This is a genomic window from Plantactinospora sp. DSM 117369 (assembly GCF_053764795.1).
Genome location: NZ_CM132446.1, coordinates 2,826,309 through 2,846,459, shown reverse-complemented (window position 1 = coordinate 2,846,459; position 20,151 = coordinate 2,826,309). Strand labels below are relative to the sequence as shown.

Annotated in this window: 16 protein-coding genes and 1 tRNA gene; 4 read left to right on the top strand and 13 right to left on the bottom strand. The window is 70.6% G+C overall.

The window, feature by feature from the left end:
• Window positions 1-253 precede the first annotated feature (253 nt).
• On the top strand, window positions 254-1,147 hold the full coding sequence (locus ACSMXO_RS12765) for an esterase/lipase family protein (protein ID WP_455417880.1): 894 nt from the start codon (window positions 254-256) through the stop codon (window positions 1,145-1,147).
• Window positions 1,148-1,286: 139 nt separating this feature from the next.
• Here ACSMXO_RS12765 and sodN read toward each other — a convergent pair whose 3' ends face one another.
• The 6 genes from sodN to ACSMXO_RS12735 all read right to left on the bottom strand — a co-directional run bounded on the left by sodN (window position 1,287) and on the right by ACSMXO_RS12735 (window position 8,356).
• Window positions 1,287-1,691, bottom strand: coding sequence for a superoxide dismutase, Ni (gene sodN, locus ACSMXO_RS12760; RefSeq protein ID WP_432889656.1), 405 nt, complete (start codon window positions 1,689-1,691; stop codon window positions 1,287-1,289).
• 451 nt (window positions 1,692-2,142) lie between these two features.
• The gene (locus ACSMXO_RS12755) at window positions 2,143-3,384 is read right to left on the bottom strand and encodes a serine hydrolase domain-containing protein (protein ID WP_455417879.1); all 1,242 of its coding nucleotides are present in this window, start codon (window positions 3,382-3,384) and stop codon (window positions 2,143-2,145) included.
• Window positions 3,385-3,520: 136 nt separating this feature from the next.
• Window positions 3,521-4,003, bottom strand: coding sequence for a hypothetical protein (locus ACSMXO_RS12750; RefSeq protein ID WP_455417878.1), 483 nt, complete (start codon window positions 4,001-4,003; stop codon window positions 3,521-3,523).
• 171 nt (window positions 4,004-4,174) lie between these two features.
• Window positions 4,175-6,457, bottom strand: a complete 2,283-nt coding sequence (locus ACSMXO_RS12745; RefSeq protein ID WP_455417877.1) for an ATP-binding protein — start codon at window positions 6,455-6,457, stop codon at window positions 4,175-4,177.
• 197 nt (window positions 6,458-6,654) lie between these two features.
• Window positions 6,655-6,828, bottom strand: coding sequence for a hypothetical protein (locus tag ACSMXO_RS12740; protein ID WP_455417876.1), 174 nt, complete (start codon window positions 6,826-6,828; stop codon window positions 6,655-6,657).
• Window positions 6,829-6,940: 112 nt separating this feature from the next.
• On the bottom strand, window positions 6,941-8,356 hold the full coding sequence (locus ACSMXO_RS12735; protein ID WP_455417875.1) for a hypothetical protein: 1,416 nt from the start codon (window positions 8,354-8,356) through the stop codon (window positions 6,941-6,943).
• Between the two features lie 213 nt (window positions 8,357-8,569).
• On the opposite strand from ACSMXO_RS12735, the gene ACSMXO_RS12730 reads away from it, so the two are divergent.
• Window positions 8,570-9,415 carry an SAM-dependent methyltransferase gene (locus ACSMXO_RS12730; RefSeq protein ID WP_346261947.1) on the top strand — a complete coding sequence of 282 codons (846 nt, stop codon included), beginning with the start codon at window positions 8,570-8,572 and terminating at the stop codon, window positions 9,413-9,415.
• Between the two features lie 442 nt (window positions 9,416-9,857).
• On the opposite strand, the gene ACSMXO_RS12725 is transcribed toward ACSMXO_RS12730, so the two are convergent.
• On the bottom strand, window positions 9,858-10,733 hold the full coding sequence (locus tag ACSMXO_RS12725) for a helix-turn-helix transcriptional regulator (protein ID WP_346261946.1): 876 nt from the start codon (window positions 10,731-10,733) through the stop codon (window positions 9,858-9,860).
• Between the two features lie 283 nt (window positions 10,734-11,016).
• On the opposite strand from ACSMXO_RS12725, the gene ACSMXO_RS12720 reads away from it, so the two are divergent.
• On the top strand, window positions 11,017-12,039 hold the full coding sequence (locus ACSMXO_RS12720) for a zinc-dependent alcohol dehydrogenase family protein (protein ID WP_455417874.1): 1,023 nt from the start codon (window positions 11,017-11,019) through the stop codon (window positions 12,037-12,039).
• A 241-nt stretch (window positions 12,040-12,280) separates the two neighbouring features.
• Here ACSMXO_RS12720 and ACSMXO_RS12715 read toward each other — a convergent pair whose 3' ends face one another.
• Both ACSMXO_RS12715 and ACSMXO_RS12710 read right to left on the bottom strand, forming a co-directional pair.
• Window positions 12,281-14,440, bottom strand: coding sequence for a hypothetical protein (locus tag ACSMXO_RS12715; protein WP_455417873.1), 2,160 nt, complete (start codon window positions 14,438-14,440; stop codon window positions 12,281-12,283).
• Between the two features lie 102 nt (window positions 14,441-14,542).
• Window positions 14,543-14,670 (bottom strand) — tRNA-OTHER (locus tag ACSMXO_RS12710).
• A gap of 210 nt (window positions 14,671-14,880) precedes the next feature.
• On the opposite strand from ACSMXO_RS12710, the gene ACSMXO_RS12705 reads away from it, so the two are divergent.
• Window positions 14,881-15,642: a class I SAM-dependent methyltransferase gene (locus tag ACSMXO_RS12705; protein ID WP_346261942.1), complete on the top strand. Its 762-nt coding sequence runs from the start codon at window positions 14,881-14,883 to the stop codon at window positions 15,640-15,642.
• A gap of 76 nt (window positions 15,643-15,718) precedes the next feature.
• Here ACSMXO_RS12705 and ACSMXO_RS12700 read toward each other — a convergent pair whose 3' ends face one another.
• The 4 genes from ACSMXO_RS12700 to ACSMXO_RS12685 all read right to left on the bottom strand — a co-directional run bounded on the left by ACSMXO_RS12700 (window position 15,719) and on the right by ACSMXO_RS12685 (window position 20,032).
• Window positions 15,719-16,531 carry a hypothetical protein gene (locus ACSMXO_RS12700; protein ID WP_318399600.1) on the bottom strand — a complete coding sequence of 271 codons (813 nt, stop codon included), beginning with the start codon at window positions 16,529-16,531 and terminating at the stop codon, window positions 15,719-15,721.
• A 624-nt stretch (window positions 16,532-17,155) separates the two neighbouring features.
• The gene (locus tag ACSMXO_RS12695) at window positions 17,156-18,643 is read right to left on the bottom strand and encodes a hypothetical protein (RefSeq protein WP_455417872.1); all 1,488 of its coding nucleotides are present in this window, start codon (window positions 18,641-18,643) and stop codon (window positions 17,156-17,158) included.
• A 12-nt stretch (window positions 18,644-18,655) separates the two neighbouring features.
• Entirely contained in the window at window positions 18,656-19,279 is a 624-nt protein-coding gene (locus ACSMXO_RS12690; protein ID WP_455417871.1) for an alpha/beta hydrolase family protein, read from the bottom strand.
• 177 nt (window positions 19,280-19,456) lie between these two features.
• A complete protein-coding gene (locus ACSMXO_RS12685; RefSeq protein WP_346261938.1) occupies window positions 19,457-20,032 on the bottom strand; it encodes a hypothetical protein in 576 nt (191 codons plus the stop codon).
• Between the last annotated feature and the right edge of the window lie 119 nt (window positions 20,033-20,151).

The window sequence follows — 20,151 nt, the reverse complement described above, 5'->3', positions numbered from 1 at the left end:
TTGCGCCCGGCACAGGAAGCGACGGGCCGCGGCCGCTCGACGCCGGCCCTGGTCGTCGTCTCGACGAGGCCGGCAACTCCGCGACCCGCCACTGCCCGTTCCGGCCGCTCATGGCCCTCCTTGAGTGGCCGACGGTCCAGGGTGACAAAGTTCGTGGATTCGTTGGGTCACAGCGAACCCGCGAAACGCGACGATCAGCGTACTTCAGCAAACGGAGCTGGATATCAGCGGTTTGTCCGAGAGGACGCAGTAGATGCGACGAGTCCTGACCCTGCTGGCCTCGCTGGCGGTTACCGCCGGCCTGACGGTGGTCGTGGCAGCTCCCGCCCAGGCAGCCCCCGGCCGTGGCGACACCAAGGACAATCCGATAATTTTCGTTCACGGTTTCGCAGCCTCCGGCGGCCACGACTGCAGCAGTACCTGGTTGAATGCGCGCACGCACCTCCGGAACGAGGGCTGGACCGGGCCGCTGTCGACATTCGGCTACTACGGTGGCAGCACGAACTGCACCTTCCAGCACGACGGCAACCGCGACACGTCGATCCACACCGTCGCACACAGGCTCGCTGACGTCATCTACAACGAGTACTCCAGCAACGGCCTCAAGGTCGACGTGGTGGCGCACTCCATGGGTGGCCTGGTGATCCGCTCGGCGCTGCTGAACGTGCAGCGCAACACTCCGGGCTGGCCGCCCTACCTCTACGTCGAGGACGTGATCACTCTCGCCACCCCACACGAGGGGGCCCAGGATGCCAATTTCTGCGCCTTTTGGCTGCAGTGCCGGCAGATGATACCGGGCAGCGTCTTCTTTGATGAACTCGAGGTTCTTGGTACCGGGAGCGGCGGACGCCCGAGATTGCCCGTGTCGGCCATGGGCACAGACTGGACGGTGATGTCGTCGTTCGAGGACGACATCACCCTGGAAAGTTCGGGCGTCAACGTGGATGCGAGCCACCGGCTGCAGTACAACGCCGCGCAGTGCACGGGCGACGAGCCAGGCGTCGAACACGGGGACTTCCCGAGAAGGGTTGCGGGGTCCTTCTGCGTCCGGATCTACACCCGCGTCGAGGGTTGGACTGGCTGGATTCTGCAAACATCCCCGGTCGATCGGGCGTACCGGGGCGCCTACTACAACTCCAGCATGTAACGCAGGACGCCCTTGGCCCGCACGGCTGCCGGCCTCGGTGCCTACGGCCCGGCCGGCAGCCTGCTCCGCAGGTACCGCGCCAGTGGCGGCCGTTGCACATGTGCGGAACCGGGTGCAGGGTCGCACCCGGTTCCCTGGATCAGCTCTGCTTGGTCTCCCAAAAGATCTTCGAGATCTCCCCGATCTTCGTGAGGAGTTGCTCCGCTACGGCCGGGTCCGCGGAGCCCTTCGCACCGCCGGCGCCGGCCAGCTTGGTGGCCTCGTTGAAGAGCGTGTGCAGCTCCGGGTACTTCTCGAAGTGCGGCGCCTTGAAGTAGTCGGTCCAGAGCACCCAGAGGTGGTGCTTGACCAGCTCGGACCGCTGTTCCTTGATGATCAGCGAGCGGGTCCGGAACTCCGGATCGTCGCTGGCCTGATACTTCTCGCAGATGGCCTTGATCGACTCAGCCTCGATGCGGGCCTGGGCCGGGTCGTAGACGCCGCAGGGGAGGTCGCAGTGAGCGCTCGCGACGAGGCGGGGACGGAGAAGGCGGGGCAGTGGCATCAGATTCCTTCCGGCAAGGGTGCTGAGGTGACGAACGTCCTGTTGTGATCGATCGGCCGCCCGTCGACCCGTGAAGACCTTGAGCACGGCAGCGCCGACGGGCGTCGGGTCGCCGACCGCTACGGGTTGCGTCGGCCCGACCCGAAGCGCAGCGAGGACGCCGGGCCTTGACCTACGCCGAGACCCTAAAACCTCAACCGCGCTTCATGTCAAACGTCGGCTGACTACAGGTACGCCGTCGATGGCTGCCTCGTCCCTGAGGCACGGTTCCGGTTCGCGGTGGCGGGGCCCTCTGGTCCCCGGCCCGGCTACTCGACGCCGTAGTCGCCTGGTAGTCGAAGGCGTCCTGCGGCTCGGCGCGGTCCGCTGCCTGCCCTGGTCGCCGATACGTCCGGTGCCAGTGGCCGGCGGCAGACGGGCCACGCCGAGCTCGGCGGGTTCGGCGTGGCCCTCAGCCGTCGATTGCCTGGTAGACCGTGCTCCAGAAGTCGTGGATGAGGTGCGCCGAGTTCGGGACCGACAGCCCGACCTGGGTGAGCAGGATTCCGGTGAGCTGGTTGTCCGGGTCGGCGTAGGTCGAGGTGCCACTTCCGCCGTCCCAGCCGAACTGGCCGATGGACGCGTAGTCGCCACGGTAGGTGCGCACCGCCATCCCGAAGCCCCAGCCGCCGTGCTGCCCTTGACCGAACGACACATGGACGTTGTTGCGGGCCATGGCGTCTCGGGCGGCCTGTTGCTCGGGCGTGAGGCGGTTGGTGGTCATCAACTCGACGGCGGACCGGGACAGGATCCGTTCGCCCCCGTGCGTCCCGCCATTGAGCAGCATCCGGAAGTAGGCGTGGTAGTCGTCGGCGGTGGAGACCAGCCCGCCGCCGCCACCCTGGAACGCCGGAGGCTGACTCCAGCGTCCCCCTTCGGCTTCGTCCCACACGGTGAACTCGCCGGTCTGCGGGTCGGGGGCGTAGAGGGTCGGCAGCCGGTCGAGCTTGTCGGCGGGCACGTGGAAACCGGTGTCCTTCATGCCCAGGGGGTCGAAGATGCGCTCGCGCAGGAACGTCTCGAACGACTGGCCCGTGACCCTGGCGACGAGCACGCCAAGGAGATCGTGGCTGATGTGGTACTGCCAGCGCTCTCCGGGCTGGTGCATCAGCGGAAGCGTGCCAAGGCGCCGCATCCACTCGTCCGGCTCGGGCATCGGTTCCGGCAGATCGGGCGTGAGCCCCTGCTCGAAGATGGCGCCCATGATGGGAGTGCCCAGCGAGGTCAGGTCCATGCCGAGCCCGAACGTGGAGGTCAGCAGGTCCCGTACGGTGATCGGCCGCCGCGCCGGCACGGTGTCGTCCAGCGGGCCGTCGATCCGCGTCAGCACCCGCCGGTCGGCCAGTTCCGGCAGCCACTGCTCCACCGGCTCGTCCAACCGCAGCCTGCACTCGTCGAGCAGCACCATCGCCGCCGCCATCGCGACCGGCTTCGACGTCGAGGCCATCCGGAAGATCGTGTCCCGGCCCATCGGCGCGCCACCGTCATGGCGCATCGTCCCGATCGCTTCGACGTGCGTCTCACCGCCCCGGCTGACCAGGGCGACAAGCCCGGGAATCCTCCCGGAATCGACGTGCCGTGCCAGCACGTCGCGCATTCTGCGCAGCCCTGTTTCCGCGAAGCCGCTGCGCTGGTCCGTGAGGGTGATGGACATGGTGTGCTCCTTTGGTTGACGGACAGCCGGGTGGAATGCGGTCCTTGTTCGCACCCGGGTAACTGGATTGCCCAGGTCAGATCGCCCGAGGGAATCTCCCGCTCGGTCGACCCGACCTTGCTGGGAGAGCGGATTGTCAGCAGCCGAGCCGATCGGCAATCACACCCAGCACCTGCCGCAGATCGCGTGACATGCGGGCACGCAGGCCGATCTCAGCGATCCCGGCCGCGAACCCCGGGTGGTCGGGGTGGACCCGGTGGACACGATGGGTCACCCGGGTACCTGCGGGGCAGGCGGTGGCGGCGTGCACCCCGGCGTACCAGCTCTGCACCGCCACCCTGGACCGGGCCTGGTCCACCTGGATCTCCACCGGCTCCACCAGCCCGGCGAGTTCGGCGCGGTAGACGCCGGCGCCGGAGCCGGCCACGACGGTCATCGCCCCCTGTCGAGCCGCCGAAGCCCTGGCCAGCACCAGCAGGTTGTCATCGCCAACCCGCCCCTCCGCGACGGTGAGCAGGACCGCAGCGACCGCGGCGACGGGCGCGGCGAGCGTCCCCTGCACTTCCCAGCGGGTGGGCAGCGCGTCCAGTTCGGCGAGTAGGGAAGGCGTCGTGTGCATGGCGAAGAGCGTCGACGCGGCGGCCTGCCCGGGACAACCCGTGCCGCACCGTGCGGGACGCGGGACATCCCACTGATAGCCGGCTGACCTGCGCTTTCGCTCCAGCGGACGGCTGTTGCCCGGGTGTCCCGGGACGGGACGGGACACCCCCGGGCCACCCCTGGGACAGGCTCAGGACAGCCGGGCCAGGCCCGCACGCGCCGCGGGCAGCACGTAGTCGATGTCGTGCGCGGTGGCGATCTCCAGCACCGCCTGGAAGTGCCGCGCCGCGGCGTCCCGATCGCCCGTGGCCAGGCATGCCTCGGCATACGGGACGAGGCTGCGCACCACCCGGTGCGGCTCGCCGGCCCGCTCGAGAATCCGCACGGCCTCGGCGTGCCTGGCCACTGCCTCCTCGGCGCGACCGAGGTGGCGCAGGGCGATGGCGGTGTCCGTGAGGCTGGCCGCCTCGAAGATCGGATGGCGCGTCGCCCGGTTGAGCGCGACGGACTGCTCCGCGAAATCGAGGGCGGTCCGGGCGTCACCCAGGCCGAGTGCCGCCCGGCCGAGCACTTCCAGGCACATGCGCTCCGTTTGCCGGTCCAGCCCGCGCGCGATCTCGATCACCTCCGAGACGGCCTCACGGGCCTCGCCGTACTTGCCCAGCTGCACCAGAGCCTGGCCGAGACCGGTGCACACCCGCACGCGGACGGCCGCCTCGCCGGGTGGCACCAGTACGGTCGCCTGGCGCAGGAGTCCGACCGCGCCTTCGGCGTCGGCGGCGTACATCCGGATTTCCGCCAGCTGCAGCAGGGTGATGGCCTCGCTGACGACGTCGCCCTCCGCGGCCATCAGAACGCGGGCCGCCTCAAGCTCCGGCACCGCCTCCTCGAGCCGGCCGACGCGCATCAGCGCGGCGCCCAGCAGGTACCGGTGCGAGGCGAGCACGCGGCGCTCGCCGAGCCTTTCGGCGGCGGGCATGCTGACCTCAAGCCCGCGGCGCAGCTGCGCCATGCCGCCGCGTCGCGCGTGGGCGATCAGGGCAAGCTGTCCGAGCCCGACCGCCGGCGCGTCGATGCGGAGTTCCACGGCGAGCGAGAACGTCGCGGTGAGGTTGGCCCACTCGGTGTCCATCCAGTTCACGGCCGTGTCGTAGCCGGAGAGATCGGGAAGCGCCGGAGGCGGCTGGGACACGGTGACCGGTAGCGGGATGACGATCTCGACCAGCTCTTTCACGGCCAGCATGCCGCTCAGGTAGTAGTCGCCCAGCCGGGCGATCGCCGGTACGGGGTCGACCGCGGCGTCGTCGGCGCGGGCGGCCTGCCGCAGTAGGTCGTGCATCCGGAAGCGACCCGCCGCCGGCTCCTGGACCAGATGGACGTCGACCAGGTCCTCCAGCAGGGAACGGGCGTTGGCCAGTGGGATCCCGGCCAGGGCGGCCGCGCCGTACGCGTCGATGTCCTCGCCCGGCACCAGCCCCAGCAGCCCGAACATCCGCCGCTGGGCCGGATCGAGCTGCCGCAGCGACATCTCGAACACGTCCGACACTGCCAGCTCGCCCTCGCGCAGCCGCTCCACCAGGGTGTCGAGCGTCCACGCGGGCCGATGCCGCAGCCGCGCGGCGGCCACCCGGATGGCCAGCGGCAGGTTTCCGCATCGGCGCAGCACCTCGCCGACGTCACCGGGCCGAGTCCCACCCGCGGATTCGACGAACAGCTCCGCCGCCTCCTGGGTCGGCAGGACGTCCAGCGAGATCGGCTGGACACCGTCCAGCTCCACCATCCGCCGGCGGCTGGTGATCACGACGAAGCTCTGACCGGCGCCGGGCAGCAGCTCGCGCACGTGATCGGCATCGGCGGCGTTGTCCAGCAGCACGATCGCGCGCCGCGTCGCCAGCTCCGACCGCCACAGTGCGGCCCGCTCGGCGACCGCGTCGGGAATCCTGCCGGGTGGCAACCCGAGCGCGGCCAGCAGCACACGCAGCGCCTCCGAGGGCTCGACCCGCTCCCGGCCCGGAGTGAACCCGTGCAGGTCCAGGTAGAGCTGGCCACCGGGGAAGTCGGCGGTCAGCAGATGCGCGGCGTGTACGGCCAACGCGGACTTGCCCACCCCGCCCATGCCGTCGATCGCCACCACCGACGTGGTCCGCGCGGCGCCGAGGAGGGCGTCCAACTCCGCCCGGCGCCCGGTGAAGGCGGTGATGTCGTGTGGCAGGTCATTGCGCACCGGCGGAGTGGCGGCCATGCTCGTCTGAGGCCCATCCTTGGCCCGCTCCCACACCTCACGCAGCGGCCTGGGGTCACGACCGGCTGCCTTGCAGAGCGCCACCACCGTCGGCCAGGGTGGAACGGCCTGGCCGGCGAAGTACCGCGACAGTGAGGAGCTGCTGACGTGGACGTCGCGGGCGAGCTCGCGCAGGCTCCGTCCGGTCAGGTCACGCAGCTGCCGTAGCCACCCCGCCAACTCCTCGCGCACTCTTGCCAGCCTTTCTCAGCTTCACCCGCTGATCCTAGGAGCGGGCTGGGCTGAGGCTGGTACCGGGCCATCCCCGCGCAGATCGCGGACACGGACTTTCCCCGGCCCCGTCAGCCGCGAGGCGACCGCCGGCCGCGTGGACACCGACCTCGACTACCCGGCCTGGGACGAGCGTCACCCGCCGCCCCAACCGATCGTCACTCCTCGTTGCCGCCCGGGGCGACGGCCTCGGACCGCATCAAGCTGCCGACGAGGGTGGTGAACTCCTCATCCGGCGCTTCTCCCCGGCGTTCGATCTCTCCGTACCGTCCGAGGACTTCCATGATGGCCTCGGCGGCCACCAGCCGGTCCCGATCGGCGGCGATACGCACGAGGCCGTACCGGCACAGCGCCAGGCCGAGCCCCGAGTCGTACTCCGTACCGCCGCGTGGCAGCAGCTCCCGGTAGAGTTCAACGCTGCGGGCGGTGTGCGTCAGCGCCAGGTCATACCGAGCACCGAGGCGAGCAACCCGTGCTGGCTCTCCGCACCGGCCAGCACGGGCAGGGCGTCCGGCTCCCGGTCGGCACAGCGCCGCAGAACCGCCACGGCCCGTTCCGAATAGCTGAACGCGTCCTCGCGCCGGCCGGCGGTGAGGAACCGCTCGGTGACATCGACGAGCAGGGTCGCCAGCTGCGGCTCGTACGTCGTCGGGTCCAGGTCCGCGGCCGCCTGGTAGCCGTCGACCGCCTCGGCGCCGTACGCGCCGGAACGCCGCGCGCCGCCCGGCGCCCCGCCTGTTCGACGCTCTCCCCCAGGCGGGGGAACAGCGCCGCGATGTTCTGCTGGTAGTCGACGATGTCCTGGGCGGTGCTCCGGCAGAGCGCGGCGAAGCTGTCAGCCGCCGCACCGGCGCCGCGCGCCGCGACGTCCCGGGTGGCCCCGGATGCGAGCAGTTGGGCCAACTTCGCCGACTGTCGCCCACCAAAGGCCGCAACGACACCGGCGCAGAACCGGTCCAGTTCGGTCAACGTCTGCCACGCCGACGCGGCGTGGCCGTCCTCGATCAGCAGCAGGGCCAGGTGGTAGCAGGATAGGGCGTACGAGGGTAGGAAGACGGACGGCTTCCGCTCCGCCATCCGGCGTCGGGTCTCCGTCGCGGACCGGGCGGCAGCCAGCGCCTCGGCCAGCCGACCTGCCGAGCGGCGGCTGGCGGCGAGGTTACTGCGCGCGGCGGCGAGGTTCCACGAGCGGCTGAGTGGGTCTACCTGGGCCCACGGCTCGACGAGGTCGGCCAGGGCGGCGAAGTCCCCCGCCGCGGCAACGTCTCGGCCCGCGTACCAGCTTCGTTCGCCGCGCCTGGCCACCAAGGCGGCGCGCCGGGCAGGGTCATCCGTCTCCGGCAGCCGGTGGGTGACGATCCGGTCCGTGATGGCGGCGGCCGCCGACTCGTATCCAAGCTGCCTCCGGTCTGGCAGAACGTGGTCGACCGCCTCCAACACATCGATGGTCACCTCACCGAGCTCGGCGACCGCGCGAACCGTACTGGGGCCGGCGCGCACGGCGAGATCCGGCCGGCGCTCGAGTACGGCGTTGAGGCACGCGCCGGGCAGGTGTCTCCACCGCTCGGCGGCCGCGACCAGGAAGGTGACCGCGCGGGTGGCGGCGCGAACCTCGTCGGCATCCGCGCCCAGGTCTGCCAGCCGGCTCACCATCCGGGTCGCCCAGGACTGGGCGGGGTAGTCCGCGCCGTGACCGGGGATCGTGAGGGCGAGGAAGTCCTCGGTCAGCCGGTCGGGGTACAGCGGCTCCAGCACCGTGCCGGCAGCCGGTGGGTAGCACGCGGCGTGGTCCGCGAGCGCAGAGGCGGTGTCGACCGACAGGTCTGGGCAGAGTGCGTCGACCAACCGGCGCCCGAACACCGGTCACAGTAACCGACCCAAGACCAAGCGTAGCGACACTGTCGACTGTCCGCGTAGACGGGCGCGGCAGTACCTGTGTGGGCTGGTTTCGGGGCCAGGCGCTGGCGCGTGACGGTAATCGACGCCCGCCGCGGCGAGGATCTGCCCCCGGCACCCGCCGCCGGCAGAAGCGCATACGATGGGCGCGGCTTCGACGTAGGTCTGGAGGTGCCGGTGCCCGACCCTAGTTCCCAGTCACCGTCGGTCGAGGGTGTCGCCACCCGGATCGACACCACAGTGCCGCACCCGGCCCGCCGCTACGACTACCTGCTCGGCGGCAAGGACAACTTCGCCGCCGACCGCGAGTCGGCCGAGGCGATGCTGAAGGTCTACCCGAGCGCCCGAACGGCCGTGCAGGAGAACCGCCGGTTCCTCCGTCGGGCGGTGGGCTACCTGGCCCGGGAGGCCGGGATGCGGCAGTTCCTCGACATCGGTACCGGCATCCCCTCGGTGGACAACACTCACGAGGTGGCGCAGTCGATCGCCCCCGAGTCGCGGATCGTCTACGTGGACAACGACCCGATCGTGCTGGCACACGCGCGGGCGCTGCTGACCAGCACCGCGCAGGGGCGTACCGCCTATCTGGACGCCGACCTGCGGCGGCCCCGGGAGATCCTCAACCACCCGGACCTGCGCGCCACGCTCGACCTGGAACGGCCGGTGGCGGTGCTGCTGGTGGCGATCATGCACTTCATCGTCGACGAGGACGACCCGTACGGCCTGGTCGAAGAGCTGCTCGCGCCGCTGCCCTCCGGTAGCGCGCTGGTGATGACGCACTTCACCAACGACTTCCTGCCGCCGGAGCTCGCCGCCAAGATCGAGGCAGCCTGGCGAGAAAACCCGGCGAACGGGCAGGGCCGGGCCCGCAACGCCGAGGAGATCGGCCGGTTCTACACCGACCTGGAGCTGGTGTCGCCAGGGATCGTGCCGCTCGCCGAGTGGCGGGCCGAGTCGGAGCCGCAACCCCGGCCCGCCGCACGCGACGTCACCGCCTACGGCGTGGTCGGCCGCAAGCCCTGACGCCACCGGTCGACCCTGACGCCACCGGTCGACCCGGCCGGGCCGGCCCACCGCGCCCCGCCAGGCAGCACCGGCGCAGCAGCTCGGCCAGCTCCCGCCGGTGCCGCTGGTCGAGCGGACCCGTGCGGCCCGTGTACCGCACAGCCGGCCACGCCGATCGAGCCGCCCCAGCAACACCCTGATCGGGTCGCCGGTGCCCCCGCCGACGATCGCTGCGTCGTCAGTCGGACCCACCGGTGAGGTGTTCGTATTGGAAGGCCGCAGTATTCGGCGCGCACCGCCCCGGCTGGAGCCGTCACGCTGCACGACCGGCCTGCCGTGCCCGTCGACCTAGCCTGGCCGGGATGCGGTCGTACCACCAGTGGACAAGAAGCCGAGGAGCGTGCGTCCTGCCGTCGTGGGCGGGTCAGCACCGGAGAGTGGGTCTCGGGCGGGGCGGTCATCAGGGTTTACCGGAGGCGGTGCGGGTATCGGCGGTGGTCGCTGCCCAGCTCGCCAGCAGGCGAAGGGCTTCGTGCGCCGGGGTGCCGGGTGGGGCGCTGTAGGCGACCATGGTGAGGCCGGGGTCAGCGGGTAGCGGCATGGCTTCGAAGGTGAGGTCGAGCCGGCCGACGGCAGGGTGGTGGAACTGTTTGGCGCCGGTGTGGTGCAGGCGGACGTTGTGCGCGGCCCAGCGGGTGCGGAACTCGTCGCTGCGGGTGGCGAGTTCGCCGACCAGGTCGGTGAAGGCTTTGTCGAAGGGGTCGCGGCCGGCTTCGGTGCGCAGCACTGCGACCGTGGTGTTCGCGGCGTCCTCCCAGTCGGCGTAGAGCTCTTCGGCTCGGGGGTCGAGGAAGCAGAACCTGGCCAGGTTGACCGGCCGGTCCGGGGTGTCGAAGGCCGGTGCGAACAGGGCCTGGCCGAGCTGGTTGGCGGCGAGGATGTCCAGGCAGGCGTTGCGGACGAAGGTGGCGGCCTGGGTCATGGCGTCGAGCAGGTTCTGCACGCCGGGCCGGATCTGCTGTTTGGCCGGGCGTCGCCGGGTCCGGAGGGTGGTGTTGGCCGCGCGGGCGAGGTCGCGCAGGTGGGAGCGTTCGGCGTCGTCGAGCTGCAGGGCGCGGGCGATGGCGTCCAGGACACTGTCGGAGACGCCGGACAGGTTGCCGCGTTCCAGCCGGGTGTAGTAGTCGGGGCTCACTCCAGCCAGCAACGCGACCTCGGCGCGGCGTAGCCCGGCGACGCGGCGGGTGCCCCCGAAGGAGGGCAGGCCGGCCTGCTCTGGGGTGATCCTGGCACGCCGGGAGGCCAGGAACTCGCGAACCTCGTCCCGGGTGTCCATGACAACCACGCTACGACCCCTCGCCTCGTCGAGAGGGGTTCTGTCATTACCTGTCTCGACAAGCCCTCCCGCCGGGTGCCGTCAGCGGGTTTCCTGGAATGCGTCAAGCGTGACCCGCGGTCGTAACCGCTGGTCACCCACCTGGCCTGCTACGCCGGATGGCCGAAGGCGATAAGCGCGATGACCCTCGCCGAGCAGGTCTTCACGGCACCTGAACCCGTCCACCACCCGGACGCCCCGGATCCCGGTGCGTTCACACCACTATCGGAAGGAATCAGCTCTCATGCGAGGAGCAGTGCTCTACGCCCCCGGCGACGTGCGCGTCGAGGACCGTCCGGACCCGACCATCGAGCAGCCCACCGACGCCGTCATCCGGCTGGCGGCAACCTGCGTGTGCGGCACTGACCTGTGGCCGTACCGGGGCATTCAGCAGATAACCGAGCCACGGCCGATGGGCCACGAGTACGTCGGCATCGTCGAGGAGGTCGGCAGCGCGGTCCGCACCGTACGGCCCGGACAGTTCGTGGTCGGCTCGTTCTTCGCCTCGGACAACACCTGCGAGATCTGCCGGGCCGGCTACCACACTCACTGCATCCACCGGCAGCTTGCCAGCCCCACCGGCGCGCAGGCCGAGTACGCGCGGATCACGCTGGCCGACGGCACCCTGGTCGCCACTCCAGATATGCCTACCAAGGACCTGATCCCCAGCCTGCTCGCCGCCTCCGATGTGCTGGGCACCGGCTGGTTCGGCGCCGTCGCCGCCCAGGTCGGCCCCGGAAAGACCGTCGCCGTCGTCGGCGACGGCGCCGTCGGCCTGCTCGGCGTGCTCGCCGCCAAGCAGTTGGGCGCGCAGCGGATCATCGCGATGAGCCGGCACGTGCCCCGGCAGAAGCTAGCGCTGGAGTTCGGTGCGACCGACATCGTCACCGAACGCGGCGACGAGGGCGTGGCCCGGATCAAGGAGCTCACCAATGGGCTCGGCGCGCACTCGGTCATCGAGGCCGTCGGCACCCAGGAATCCATGATGCAGGCGATCCGATCCACCCGTGCCAGCGGGCACCTCGGCTACGTCGGCGTCGCCCACGGTGTCGAACTGCCCGGCGACGCGCTGTTCTTCTCCGGCGTGCACCTGCACGGCGGACCCGCCCCGGTGCGTCGCTTCCTGCCCGAGCTGATCGAGCTGATCTACAACGGGACCATCGACCCCGGAAAGGTCTTTGACCTCACCCTGCCGCTGGAACAGGCCGCCGACGGCTACCGGGCGATGGACGAACGCCGCGCGATCAAGACGCTGCTACGCCCCTGACCGACCCGACCGACCGAGCAGACGGTCGGATGGTGGTCCGCCCCACCAGGCACGGTTGACGGTGGCGGAGGCACTGTGCCGGTGCGCGCCGCCCCGAAACCAATGCCGGAAGCACTCCTGTAGCCTGCCGGCCACAGTCCGAGGAGAGCGCGGGCGCTGAATACCCGATCCTCCGCTTGCGCGGAGGTACCGAATCGAACGGAATAGCAGGAAGCGCCCGCATGGCCTCGGCTGTCGCCGCTCACAGAGGGATCAGCTCAGTGAGCCGGTCCAGTGTATATGCCTCCGATCCGTCCGGCAGGTCCTCGGGCGCCTCGATGCCGACGAACGTGACGGGTTCGTCCGGCAACCGGCCGTTCCACGTCATCACCTCGGTCCGGTCACGCCAGCGGTCGACGAGGTAGGACACGGTGAGGTACCGCCGCTCCATCAGTGCTCGTACCCGGTCGGCCGTGGTGAACGTGTTCTCCTCCACCCGGTTGAACGACGGCGCACCCCGCAGGTACAGGTGCAGCCACACGGCCTGCCAGCCACGCTCGCCCCTGGCGAACACCATCGGCAGCGCGACCCGGCCCTGGCCACGCAGGTGCGAACGCGCCCGCACGGTCCGTGCGTCGAACGGGAGGCCGCGCTGGTCCGTGCTGCGGGTCTGGTACCCGAACATCGACTCGGCGACCTCATCGAACGACTCGCCCGCATAGATGTAGACCTGCGGAACCACATAGTGCCCGTCGACTGTCAGGGGCACGTCGATGAACTCGGTCGCACCGTTCGTCGCGTCGGTGATGTCGCCGGAGTGCACCGCGCCGGCGTGGCGGTAGTTCGTCCAGGACACCTGGCCCGCGGTGTGGAACTCGTCATCCAGCAGCAGCACCGACAGGTCGTAGTCGGTGCGACGACTGGTCTGGCGCCAGTACGTGAAGAAGCGCAGCAGCTCACCGGATACCGATGCCCGCGAGCCTCTCGGCAGCACCGCGAAGCCGCCTTCGGCCGCCTTGCCGGACAGCGGCAGTGCGACGTCGAGCACCTCCGGGTCCACCACCAGCGGCCGGTCCGATTCCGGCAGCCGGGCGCTGATCTCCGCGTCGAGCAGCGACGACAACTCGGCCACCAACCCGGCCGGCAGCGGTGGTCGCTCGTCCGGCCCGACCCACGCGCGCCGCGAGCGGCTCGCGTACATCCGGGCGGACGCGGGCGTCAGCCGGTTGCCGACATGCTCCCGCAACGAACAGAGCACCCGGCCCGACGCCGAGCCGAGCGCAGCCGTGACCGCTTCGACCACAACGGCTCGCTCCGACGCCGACGCCAACCGCAGCAGCCGGTCCGCGGATCGCAGGAGCAGTCCCGGCGCAGCCGACAGCACCGACGCGGCCGGGCCGATGGCTCCGGCGCGGATCGCCGCCTCCGCGCGGCCGGCGAGGTTGGGTACTCGCCGCTCGCCACGCGCGACCGCGAACACCTCCCGGGCATGCGGCCACTCGTCGTACTCGTGCGGGTGCAGCCGCTCCCCGAGCCGCTTCCACCGCTCCGCGTAGCGCGCGACGTCACCGAGCTTCTCCGGGCTGGCACCGACGACCTCGTTCAGTGCGGCCAGCAGGATCCGCCGCTCCCGGCGCCGGAAGGCACGAAACCGCGTGGGTGTCACGAGCGAGGCGTCCCCGCCGGAGACCTGGCAGGCAAGGCGCAGCACATCGGTCGTGGCGTCCACGGCAACCAGCGGCCGCCCGAGGACGAGCCGGATCCCGTTGAGTACGGCACGGTTCTCCCGCACCGGGATCTCGGTTGGCTGCGCGCCGTCCACGCAGGCGGCTGCGAGCTCGCTGAGGATCGCGAGGTCCGCCTCGCCGTGTGGCGTCGCGCTACCGGCCAGGGCCAGATAGAGCCGCGCTGCCTCCACGTCGGCGGTGTCGCCGAGACGCAGCAAGGTCACCCGGTCACCGGACGCGCTGATCAGCGCGTCGTGCGCGGCCAATAGCTCGGCGTAGGTGTGCTGGTAGGCGCCGTAGGCCGGCAGGTCGAGCAGGTTCACCCCACCCGAGACGACCGCGTCCCGCAACTGTGCGTCTGTCACCGTGCCGCCACCGGTGAGCACGGCCGCCCGCAGCCGCTCCATCCAGAACTCGATGGTGTCCGGCACGTCGTCCGGGAAGCCGATGAAATAGGAGTTGTGCTGGACATGGTCGCCGACCAGCTCGCGCACCGCGGACACGACCGTGGCGGCGAGATCCAGCGCCGGCCCAGGGGCCAGAGCACCGACGTGTTCCAGCAGAGCGCGCGACGCCGAGAACCCGACGTCGAGCAGCGCCGCATCCAGTTGCCGGGCCACCGCCGTGCCATCGCCAACCGCGCCGGTGCTCGCCGGCACGCGCAGTGTCTTCTGGATAATCAGCTTCTCAAGCACGCGGTCCTCCATTCCGCTGGTTGCGACCCCCGACAAAACAGCAGACCGGACGCCAACCCGGACGTCGACTCCGGCAGTTGCCGGCTTGCAGCCGCGGCACAGTGGGTCGCCGGGGACTCGAACCCCGAACCCTTCGGACCAACCAGGAGAAGGAAGCCCGCCCATAACCGCACAGGCGGAAAGCGGACGCGCTACTCAGCCGAATGCTCTGCCAGTTGAGCTAGCGACCCAGGTGTCGATCATCGCACGGGCCGAGTCGGCAGTACCATCGGTTTTCACCTTCCATCGGTTCCCCGGCGACCCGTCCCCGGCTGCGGGGCCGGTCCGGTTGTCCGGGCACTACCGCTCCGGCATCGACTCGCCTAGATTTCCTCCTGGCGGAGCCGACCGTCCTTCTCGGACGGTCGTCCGCAGGGGGTCGAAACGGACCGGGAGGACGAGTGGCCGAGTACGACACGTTCGCGGACCAGTACGACCAGGCGTTCACGCTCTTCCCGTTTCGTACCCACATCGAGGCGTACTCTCTGCTCAAGCGGGTCGGTGAGGTACGGGACCAGGCGTGGCTGGACGTTGCCTGCGGCAGCGGCCCCTACGCCCGGGCCCTGCGCCGGCGAGGCGCCACCCGGGTGGTCGGTGTCGACATCTCCGGGGAGATGCTCCGCGTCGCCCGGGCCGCCGAGGAGGCCGACCCGCTGGGCATCGAGTACGTCCAGCACGACGTCGGCGACATGCCGGTACTCGGCAGCTTCGACGGTGCCATCGGCTCCTACCTCCTGCACTACGGCACGACGGAGGAGCACCTGCGGGCCATGTGCCGCAACATCGCGGCCAGCCTGCGTCCGGGCGGCCGCCTCGTCACGTACCAGCTCAACCCGGCCTTCTCCCGCCGGCCGGACTACTACCTGCCGTACGGCTCGGAGATCTTCCTCGACCCGGACGCGCCGCTGGCAGACGGGGACACCGTCCCGTTCCGCATCTCCGTCCCCGGTTTCCGCAGCCCCGAGGTGACCGCCTACTACTGGACCCGGGCAACCCTCGACGACGCGCTGCGGGCGGCCGGCTTCGCGGTGATCCGCTGGATCATGCCGGAGCTCTCGCCGGAGGCGGCCCAGGGACCCGATCCGGAGCAGTGGCACGACTACCTCGCCGAACCGCTCTGCGTCGTCATCGAGTGCGTCAAGGGTCCGGTGGCGCCGGCCTGACCACTCAGTCCGACGACGCGACGGGCAATCGACCGCAACAGATGCGCTCCGAAGAGCGCATCTGTCACAGAGGCGGTCAGACCGGCAGGGTGCGCAACCGTGGCAGGGCCGCGATGGCCACGCCCCGGCTGGTCAGGGCATCGGTGTTGGCGATCGCCCGCTCGTAGGGAACGCGCGGCTCGGGCCGGCCGGGCAGGTAGCCGATCAGCCGCATGTCGGTGCCGACCTTGCCGGGGTAGGCCTCGCAGGTGATATAGACGGGGTAGATGTGGCGCGGGTTGTCGTCGAACTCCCAGCGGTGCGAACACGACGGGACCAGCTTGACGACCAGCGTCTCGTAGCTGCGGATCTGGTCGCGCACCAGCAGATCGATGCCGTTGACCAGATTCGCCCGGGCCCGGGCGCCGATCGCGATCGCGTAGATCTCGGCGATCGCGAGACCGATGGCGTCGGCGGCCGGCCGGCTCTGCACCGCCTCCAGGTACGCAGTGGCCAACGCGGCGCAACTGGTGGCGTTCTGCGCCCACAGCTGCCGCACGGTGGGACTCATGTTGTCGATGTCGCTGAACTCGATGGTGTGGGTACGGGCGCACGCCTTGACCTCGGCGCTGGCGAGCCCGTCGATGTGGTTGAGGATCTCCTGCTCGGACGCCTCGACCGCGGCGATGATCTGCCGGACCGCCGCATCCAGGTCGCCGGAACCGCCCCCGCTGTTCAGCGCCGCCCCGGCCACCGCGATGATCGCGCCGACCCAGTCGAAGGCCATGATGCTCACGTCGCCGCCGGTCGTCCGCGGGGTCTCCGCGGCCGCCGGCCGGGCCGCCCCGGCGACGCCGACGGCGACCGCAACGGCGCCCGCCACGACTGCCCGCACCAGCTTCGCACGCATGGCGACACCTCCTCTCCGATGCCCGGCGGACGGAGGTCGCCCGCCGCGCAAAGGTTGCCAGGCATGGACGTAGCTGTCTTCGTCATCGGTGACAAGTCCCGCCCGTCCCGGCACCGCCGCGACTGTCACATCTGACAATCACGGCGGCGCGGGGCTCCACGCTGTGGGCCGGTCCAGGCCCGAGCCGAGGCGACCAGCGGCGCGTACTGCTTCTCATACCTCCAGGCGACCTATCGGTCTACGACGTTCCACTGCTGCTTCCCGAGTAGCCGCGGCTGGGAACGCGTCAGGCTGATGACAGGCGAAGACCGGCTTCGAGATCCTCCACCTACTCGCCGCCGCGATGGGCATCGATCTCGGCTGCCCGCCCCCCGTCGACGCGATGGCCGAATCCGGCAGTCTGACCCCGAGCTTCGCCGGGATCTCCCACGCCCGGCTCGACCGGACGGTCCCCTGCGCTGCCTCTGCCGGGCGCCGACCAACCGGGGAAGGCGCGGCTCTACCTTTGCCGGCTCGCCACTCCGGCGGGCCGGTCCAGCGGCGCGGCCCTACCTGCCCGGACGAACAATCCGACCGAGGTGCCCGGCCGGCCGTACGCGGAACCGGTCCACCGGCCGGTGGGATTCAACCCCAGCGGGCCAGCAGGGCGGCGCAGTAGGCGTTCACGTCCTGCGGGGCGACCGGGGTACGCAGGCGCTCCACCTCGGCCACCACGTCGGCCACCGGGTCGGCCCACTGCCGGAGGAAGATCCAGCCCCCGACGTGCGACTGATGCCGGACGTCGCCGGTCGGGCCAATGCCGCTGACATCCCGGCGGAGCTCCGGGCGGCCCCAGCGCCGCCGGTAGACGTTCCGGACGAAAGTGCCGGCCAACAGCCGCATGTCGTCGTCGGTGAACACTCGGGGCAGCGCCGGGGTCGCGTGGTAGAGGCGGGCGAAGTCGATGTCGATGAGCGCGTGGGTGACGTCCTCCGGCCGGGGCACCGCCCGGTACCCGGGCCGGTAGCGCGACACGTCGGTCTCCGGATCCCCAGTCGGCTGCCAGCCCCGGTGGACGTGCCCGAACGACGGCCAGTACGGCCAACTGAAGGCGCCACCCTCGGACCGCAGTTGCCGGCGCAGCGTCCGGGCCAGGGCGGCGGCCCGGTCGACGTACCCCCGGTCCCCGGTCACGGCCGCGAACTGGATCAGCGCGCGGCCGACCGCGAGGAACTCGTTGGTGGGCAGCTCGGCCCCGGCGAACGACATGGGCTCGTCCGGCAGCCAGGTGTAGTAGCCCTCACCCTCGGCGGAGAGCCGCCACTGCTCGTCGTGCACGGCGAGCGCCTCGTGCACGGCGGCCAGGTAATCGTCGGCCCGGGCGGCGATCCCGGCCGGCACGAGGTCCGGCCGTTCGCGGGCCAGCCGGGCGAGCCCGGCCATCGGGAAGGTGATCATCCCGGTCTGCGCCGCCAGCCCCACCCGGGCCGGCTGGACGCGATAGCTGCCGGGGCGGGGTCGGCGGGCCGGGTCGGCGGCACCGGCCGGTTCCGGTCCGGGCAGCAGCCGCACCGTCGTGCCATCCTGCCAGGTGTACTGCTGGTAGGCGATCCGGTCGGCGCGTCGCGCACCGGCGGGGTCCAGGTCGAGCCCGGTCAGTACGGTCTCCGGGCGGCCCGGCTCAGCCCGGCGTACGGTGAGGGTGAAGGTGCCCTCGACGTCCGGCGTGACGATGACGGTGGCCCGGAACGCGTGCGGCGGGCAGATCCGCACCTCCAGCGCGGGAACGCCCCGCAGATCCGGCACGGTGGCGGTGGCCACGGTGTACCTGCCCGACGATCCCCAGACCGGCAGGACACGCCCACGGAAGTCCGGGACACCCCGGACCGAGTCCCGGACGCCCAGCACGAGGTCGACGGTCCGGGCGAGCCGGTGGACGTACTCGGGGTCGCCGGTGGCCTCGGCCATCACCAGGTAGCTGTGCATCCGCCAGGAGCTGCCCCAGCCCACGGCGCCGGCCTCGTTGTGCGCCGGGCTCGGCCGTCCGGCCAGTTCGGCGTCGATTTCCTCGAACCGCGCCCGGCGCTGATTCGCGGTCGATGGGGTGCCGCGGCGCCGGGCTGTCCAAAGCATCGACGGATGTTATCAGCAACCGGCGCATCCGCGACCGCTGCGCGGGGTTCCTCGCCTTACCGAAGACGTTGCGCCGCCGCTGGCCCGACCAGCGACTGTACCTGCTCGTCTCCCCTCGGACACCGGTTCACGTGGGAGACCACCCGGTCTCGACGAGCCGTCCGCCGCAGTCGCGTCAGCGCCCAACGCTGTACGGAGGAAGTCCACTTCGGCCTCCAGGAGGCGCGCGGCGACCTTTGCGCTGATCATGTGAGTGCCGGAGGGTAGTGGCAGCACGTTGTGCGGCCGACCGGCGGCCAGTATCTTCGCGGAGAACCGCTGCATGTGTGCCGGGTGGACGTCGTCGTGCAGCAGGCCGTGGATCAGCAGCAGCGGCCGCCGCAGTTCAGGAGCGTACCGAAGCAGCGAGTCGAGCACACCGCCCACGGACGGAAGGATCCGGGTAGCGCCGGTAGCCGGGGCGAGCACCACCAGTTCGCCGCCGAGCGTCACCGCGACGATCGACTGGCCAGCATCGCAGGCGTACTCAATGCCCCCGCCGCCCGACTCGCGGGCACGCTCGCGGCGGCGGCGCTCAGCCGCAGGCAGGTCCCCGTCGTCGAGGGCCAGCTCGCGTGGGTCCAACAGCAGCCGCAAGCTCCCCGCAACCACGTCGTACGCCCAGAGACATGCGACCGGGTCGTCGCCAGTACGCGTGCGGGTAGACAGCACCGGACTTGCCGGGCTGTGGTGGACTCGTGGGCGGTAGCGGTGGCGTTTGAGCGGTGTGCGGATGCTGCCGCCCGGTACCCACAGGTCAAGCCGGTTGAACGGCTAGTTCTGCTGAGATCGTAGACCCTCAAGCAGGACAGTCGCATTGTGGCGCACATGGTCAATGGGATCTTGCTTTGCAAGATGCTCCACGAGTCTTACCAGAGCCGGCCAGGGCTTGTAGCCCGTGGCCACGATCACGGCTTGGCGGATGCCAGGGTCGCGATCAGCGGCGAGGGTGCCGAACATTTCCACCATGGCTGGCACCGGTTCGTCGGGGGCGGTGTATGCCGCTGCGTAGGCGGCCGTGAGCCGGGAGTCTCGGGACTTGTTGCCTGGTTTGAGCTGCCGCAGGGTTCCGAGGGCTTCGGTGAAGTCCCACAGCTCGCACCTTCGCCGGAGCAGTTCGGCGACTTCGTGAGACCGTGCGCCGCGGAGGGTCACGAACGCGATCCCGGTCAAGGGGTCCTCGACGTAGCGGACGTCGACACCTTGGGGGGTCGACCATCCGTTGATGAAGACGTCGGCGTTCCGGATCCCCATCGTGTGCATCATCCACCGGTTCGACATCGCTGTGCTCACCACACTGCTCTCGGCCTTCTCCCGCTTGAGCGTCAGGCGAATGTCGTAGTCGGCCACAGGTCCACCCTTCGTCGGGAGTGTCAAGTTGCAGGCTCAACAAGCTTGGGTTCGGTGGAACTTCTACGGTTCGTCGTTGCTGATCGTCATGAAATGGTAGTTGCCGGTCCGACTGGTCT